We start from the raw sequence: 738 nt of genomic DNA, 5'->3' as shown, positions 1-738 counted from the left end.
CCCCCCCCCCCCCCCCCCCCCCCCCCCCCCCCCCCCCCCCCCCCCCCCCCCCCCCCCCCCCCCCCCCCCCCCCCCCCCCCCCCCCCCCCCCCCTCCACCCCCCCCCCCCCCCCCGCCACCCACACTAGGTTCTCTTCGTCGGCAGCGTCAGATGTGTATAAGAGACAGGAACAGCCGGTCGCGCCAACCGCCGGGCGCCACGGGGGCGGCTGGCGCGGCGCCAGGCAGCGGCACGTAGGCCTGCGAAGGCGCGCGGCCGAAGCCCGGCACCGCGCCGGGGCTCAGGAAGCCGGGGCCGTCGGCGTGCGGCGGGTTCTGCTGCAGCCGGGCGATCTGCTGCTGCGCGGCCTCCAGGGCCTGCTCCAGCAGCAGCGCGCGCTGCACCAGCAGGTAGGGCGCGTCGGGCAGCGGGGCCAGGCGCTGGTGGATCAGCACGTCGGCTTCGGGGTCCTTGGCGACCTTGTCGACGGCGGCCAGGCGGTTCAGGAAGTCGCTGAGCAACTGGTGTTCTTGCGGGGTCATGGCAGGCGCTTTCTCTGGGACAGGGGATGCTCCTCTGACTCCGCCGCGTACCCGGGTGTTCCCCGTGTAAGCCGCTTCTTAAGCCTGGGCTAAGGCAACGCTGAACAAGTCCCCGCGATGGCGCGCGCCCTGGTGTGGGATGGGATGCAAGGCGCAAGCCGCAGCCATGGCCGCCGCCATGGCGAGGATTTGCAACGCCGCAGACCGCCCGCAGCA

At 74.8% G+C, this 738-nt stretch carries 1 protein-coding gene; it reads right to left on the bottom strand.

Annotated elements, in window-relative coordinates:
- Window positions 1–147: 147 nt before the first annotated feature.
- Window positions 148–522 carry a DUF2076 family protein gene (locus tag JHD63_RS22745; protein ID WP_233168553.1) on the bottom strand — a complete coding sequence of 125 codons (375 nt, stop codon included), beginning with the start codon at window positions 520–522 and terminating at the stop codon, window positions 148–150.
- Window positions 523–738: the final 216 nt, after the last annotated feature.

The sequence above is a fragment of the Xylophilus sp. ASV27 genome (genome assembly GCF_016428875.1).
In the GTDB taxonomy this organism is placed as follows: Bacteria; Pseudomonadota; Gammaproteobacteria; order Burkholderiales; family Burkholderiaceae_C; genus Xylophilus.
Note: the sequence above shows the minus strand (reverse complement) of the source record. Positions and strands in the feature narration are given on the sequence as shown.